This window comes from Candidimonas humi (genome assembly GCF_019166065.1).
Classification (GTDB): Bacteria; Pseudomonadota; Gammaproteobacteria; order Burkholderiales; family Burkholderiaceae_B; genus Candidimonas; species Candidimonas humi.
The window spans coordinates 1-4,311 of record NZ_JAHTBN010000021.1; the positions used below are offsets into that span (position 1 = coordinate 1).

General features: G+C 53.9%; 8 protein-coding genes. 1 reads left to right on the forward strand and 7 read right to left on the reverse strand.

What is annotated here, in order from left to right:
• The first annotated feature begins 866 nt into the window (after positions 1 to 866).
• Positions 867 to 1,265, forward strand: a complete 399-nt coding sequence (locus KVP10_RS21080) for a GFA family protein (protein WP_246600914.1) — start codon at positions 867 to 869, stop codon at positions 1,263 to 1,265.
• A 156-nt stretch (positions 1,266 to 1,421) separates the two neighbouring features.
• On the opposite strand, the gene KVP10_RS21085 is transcribed toward KVP10_RS21080, so the two are convergent.
• From KVP10_RS21085 to KVP10_RS21115, 7 genes are all read right to left on the reverse strand, one after another.
• Positions 1,422 to 1,739 carry an HAD family hydrolase gene (locus KVP10_RS21085; RefSeq protein ID WP_217966730.1) on the reverse strand — a complete coding sequence of 106 codons (318 nt, stop codon included), beginning with the start codon at positions 1,737 to 1,739 and terminating at the stop codon, positions 1,422 to 1,424.
• Between the two features lie 335 nt (positions 1,740 to 2,074).
• Positions 2,075 to 2,368 (reverse strand): HigA family addiction module antitoxin, encoded by a 294-nt coding sequence (locus KVP10_RS21090; RefSeq protein WP_217966731.1) that lies wholly within the window; start codon positions 2,366 to 2,368, stop codon positions 2,075 to 2,077.
• A gap of 5 nt (positions 2,369 to 2,373) precedes the next feature.
• Positions 2,374 to 2,661, reverse strand: a complete 288-nt coding sequence (locus KVP10_RS21095; protein ID WP_217966732.1) for an addiction module antidote protein — start codon at positions 2,659 to 2,661, stop codon at positions 2,374 to 2,376.
• Positions 2,654 to 2,959, reverse strand: coding sequence for a type II toxin-antitoxin system RelE/ParE family toxin (locus KVP10_RS21100; RefSeq protein WP_217966733.1), 306 nt, complete (start codon positions 2,957 to 2,959; stop codon positions 2,654 to 2,656). The genes KVP10_RS21095 and KVP10_RS21100 overlap by 8 nt, the downstream gene beginning before the upstream one ends.
• Before the next feature lie 84 nt (positions 2,960 to 3,043).
• Entirely contained in the window at positions 3,044 to 3,217 is a 174-nt protein-coding gene (locus KVP10_RS21105; RefSeq protein WP_217966734.1) for a hypothetical protein, read from the reverse strand.
• A 281-nt stretch (positions 3,218 to 3,498) separates the two neighbouring features.
• Positions 3,499 to 3,849, reverse strand: a complete 351-nt coding sequence (locus tag KVP10_RS21110) for a hypothetical protein (protein WP_217966735.1) — start codon at positions 3,847 to 3,849, stop codon at positions 3,499 to 3,501.
• 140 nt (positions 3,850 to 3,989) lie between these two features.
• Positions 3,990 to 4,311, reverse strand: a 322-nt coding sequence (locus KVP10_RS21115; protein WP_217966736.1) for a hypothetical protein, incomplete at its 5' end; no start/stop codon positions are given.

Sequence of the window (4,311 nt, forward strand, 5' to 3'; positions counted from 1 at the left end):
CGGCTCAAGGACAAACGCAAAGCGGGACAGGTAAAGATCAAACCGTAGTACCCAGGATGCCAGGGTGGGTCAGATTTACTCCGACGTTTCCGACGAAATGTGGGTCAGTTTTCAACCGACGTTGACAACCAGTAGGTGAAAGTTCCATTTCAAGTTTGCGAAGCTGGTCTATGTCAAAGGGCTTACTGGTCATCTCAATACGAAGATTCAATGCTAATGCAGCAATCTTAGCCCGTGAGAAGTCCTTTGTGTTCAGCGACCAACGGACCTTCTTCTTGTTCTGCGTGAGCCTGAAGTAGTAGACGCCGTGGCGCGACTTGTAGAGCCGTGGAAGAACGTTCATTTGGAAAGTGACCCACCAAATGACTCACCCCAATGAGAAAAGCCCTCAATTTCGTGAATGAAATCAAGGGCTTAGGTGTTCTGGTGGCGCATCCCTGATTCGAACAGGGGACCTGCGGATTATGATTCCTAATCCAATGTTGTCATTGAGCTAGCTATACCTTAGCAATCAATAGGTTAGGCGTTTCAACCTTTGCTATACAACAGCTATATTTCGCTATGGTGTTAACGATACGTTGACACCCTAAGCTACCAGATCAATGCCTCAGGGCCGTCTTGCGCCTCCTTCATGTCAGCAGCTCGTTCTCTGTAGGCTCACCTGTCCGTTTACGTCCGCTGTTCTAACCTGTCCGTTAAACATGCTCAAGTTGCATTTAACGGACAAAATTGCGGTGTCCGGCCAACGATCGTTTTACGACCAGCCTGGTCTGGCCGGGAGTCCTTCATCACCACTGGTCGTAGTCGGCCTAGAAGAGTAATGTTGGACGTGAGCCTGTATTTGAGTCATGTCCGGGAGTACCCCAATGTACGACGGAAGTTGTCTTTGCCAAAAAATTCACTACCAGCTCACGCAAGAGCCGGGCGATTTCGGCTACTGCCACTGCGTAAGCTGCCGCAAAGCCAGCGGTTCAGCGCATGCCGCAAATGCCCCGGTAATGCGTAAGAATTTTCACCTGCTCGCAGGTGCTGCAGAGTTGCGAGAGTTCGAGTCCTCGCCTGGCATGATCCGGGCTTTTTGCTCGAACTGCGGTTCTCCCATCTACGCATTCCGTACTGAACGGCCGGAATTACTTGGCATCCGACTCGGCACTCTGGACACCCCTTTTTCAAAGCAGGCGAAAGAACATAGATATGTGGCCGAAAAGGCGACATGGGAGACAATCGAAGACCAGCTTCCCCAGTACGCTGGCCCCCCACATTGACTAAAACCCAGCATCCTCTGTAGTCGCCATTTCTTCATGAGTTGTTCATCACCGTCTTGCGGCGCTGACTCTTACCACTCCGCCCCGCCACGGGTCGGTTGGATCACGGTGGCAGGGCTTTGGCTAGAGGAGGCGTTGTGCCTACATGAAGCATCATTAGATGAGCACGCCCCTTAAATCGTTGATGGCGACCGCTTGCTGTTCTGGGCCGGCATTGCCACGCCGGTCTAGGTGCATGGCCGACATGCCCGCTGCCGTCGCACCTGCATCGTCACATCGCCATGTATCACCAACCATCAATACTTCTGAGGGTTCGCAGTCGAGCCGCTGACACAGCTCCCGGAAAAATGCCGCATCCGGCTTGACCGTGCCCATGTCAAAAGAAAAACAAGTCACGTCCAGCCAGGCATGGAGTTGAGTGATGACAGACTGGCCACAGGGTAAGGCAGGGTTGGAAGCTACTGCCGTTTTCAACCCCTATGACCGCACGGCGGCAAGTACATCGACGGTTTCGGAGTATGGTGCAACGGAGGCCAACTCCGCCGCGAGGTCAGCAGACCAAGCATCACGCCATGGCGCTCCGCACAGGCGTGCGTATTGCTCCAAGGTAATCCGTGGGGCCAGGGGCGAAATGGTGGGTATTTGTTGGCCAGCCTTGGCTACAGCTAAGTAGGGGCGCCGTTTGTCGAAAATATCGACTAATGTGCCAAAGGCATCAAATGCGACAGCTTTCAGCATGGTGTGGCTTTCATTCTTGTGGTTGCAATTGGCACCACAATTTTGCTGAACCTTTTTCTCTTGTGTGACGATTAGACTGATATTGGCTCCATCAGTCGGACGACTTTGACGTGGGCTGCTTGCTGCGCTTTGGCCAGGTCGTGTTCCCACTGTAATGCCGTCCAGAAACGTGCCGTACTGACGCCCGCGGCCTCTAGCCGGACGGCCAGCTCAAGGCTGATTGCAGCGTTGCCGCTCAGCATCCGCGAAAAAGCATTGCGGGATACGCCAAGTTTTTCAGCGGCATCGCTGACCGTCAAGTGCAACGGCTCTATGACTTCTTCCTGCAAGGTAATGCCGGGGTAAGGGTGGTTTAGAGCGTCCATATGAGTCAGGCCGCATGCCTTGTTGTGAGCTGGACACCTAGGGCTTTCATGACAGCCAGTGTGGTCTTTAGCGTCGGGTTGCCTCGTCCGCTAAACGAGCGGTACAACTGCTCGCGGGAAAGCCCGGTTTCCTGTGCAAGGCTGCTCATGCCTCGGGCGCGAGCCACCACACCAATTGCATTAGCAATGTAGGACGCATCCCCTGTTTCGAGCGCGTCGGCCATGAAAACGGCGATATCTTCATCTGTCTCTAACGACTTAGCCGGGTCGTAGGACGAGAATTGTTCAGCCATGTTGTGTACTCCATTCATTTGCTATCTGTTTAGCGCGTTGGATGTCGCGTTTCTGTGTACGCTTGGTGCCACCGCATAGAAGCAGGATCAACATATTACCGACCTTCTTGTGATAGATCCGATACCCTGGGCCGTCATGAATACGCAACTCACTGACGCCTTCGCCCACTGGCTCAACATCACCCGGCAGGCCAGCGGCCAGCCGATTGATGCGCGAAGCGATCAAAGACCGGGCGCGACGATCCTTTAAGCCCGCCTCCCATTTTTCGTAAGTCTCCGACTGCTTAATATCCATCATAAATTGTATTGTAGTTTATAAACTACGGACAGGCAATAGCCAATATGACTTTATTTTCAATAAGGCCAGCCGGTTGCGCTGCTGTCAAAGCGGCGTGACTTTCACGTTCCACCATTGCCGGCCATCAAAAACCATGTGGACACGCGAACCGTTGAGGGTAACAGTGCGCGTGTCGCCCTTGCTTGCCGCCTGGCGGGCCTTCGGGGATGGGGTCGCCTGAACGCTGGCGCGTTGGACTTGATGGGTGGATTGCTTCATGGGGTGTACCTCGCTGTGGCGGGCTTTTCGGGTCGTCTTAACGCATAACTAGCGTAGCGGTGCGGGCCGTTCAAGGGCGCGTAGCGGCCCTGGCTGGCCTGGCGCGGCCCGCAGCCGCAGGCGAGGACTCGGGGCCTGACAGGGCTTGCCCTTGAACGGCCTGTGCCGTGTAGCTATGCGTCGTTTGAAAGACAGAACCGAAAAGCCTAGCTGCCAAGCAGCTTATTTCCAGCAAGCCGGGACGCCGCTAATACAAGGCTATGCTGCTCTATTCGAGCGGCTTAGAACACCATAACGTGATCAACGAGGTATCGGCCATCCCTTTCCACTAAAACCAGCTCGGCCACGAACTCGCCAGGTTGCTTGGTGAACCACTGACGCCATACGACTGCGATGGAATCCGAACGCCTGAAAGTCGCAACAAACTCACGCTTGGCAAAGAACCCTTTGGTACTTTGGTAATCCTCACAGATTGCCCGAAGCGACTCTTTGGAGAGGATGCACTTGAGCCGATCCGTGAAGTCACGAATATGTCGCTCGTAGTCAATGGACGTAGAGGCGTCCATGAGGTTATCCATGATCGGGTTGACCACAGCCAATATTTCGGCATCGGATTTTTGCGCCAGTTCCACGATGAACCCCCTATAGTGAGCTAACGCCCGAATTTAATGATGTGCAGGTCGGCACTCCATCCTCACGCAAAGCCTTGTACAAGGCTGTTTTGCTTACCTTGATGGCCGCTGCCGCCTCCCTGACGGTCAAGCCGCTTTCCTCAATGAGTTTTCTGGCTCTTGCCAGCCTGGCCGCCGTCATGATCGGACGCCTGCCGCCGATGTTGCCCCGCGCCTTGGCGGATACCTTCGCCAGCCACTTCATGATCAACGGTGGCAATATCTTGACGCTTCAAGGCTCTCAACCCAATTTCTGCGTTGGTACTTGGTTGACAAACAGGCCCTGAAAAGCAAAACGGCTCTTCCTCATGAACGGGGGACAAGCGGTATTCATTAAACTTGTTTTTGCGAAGAACGAGCTTAATGGAGCGAATACCGATGTCCCCAGTAGATTCTATCTTAGGAATCCGAGATGTATTCATA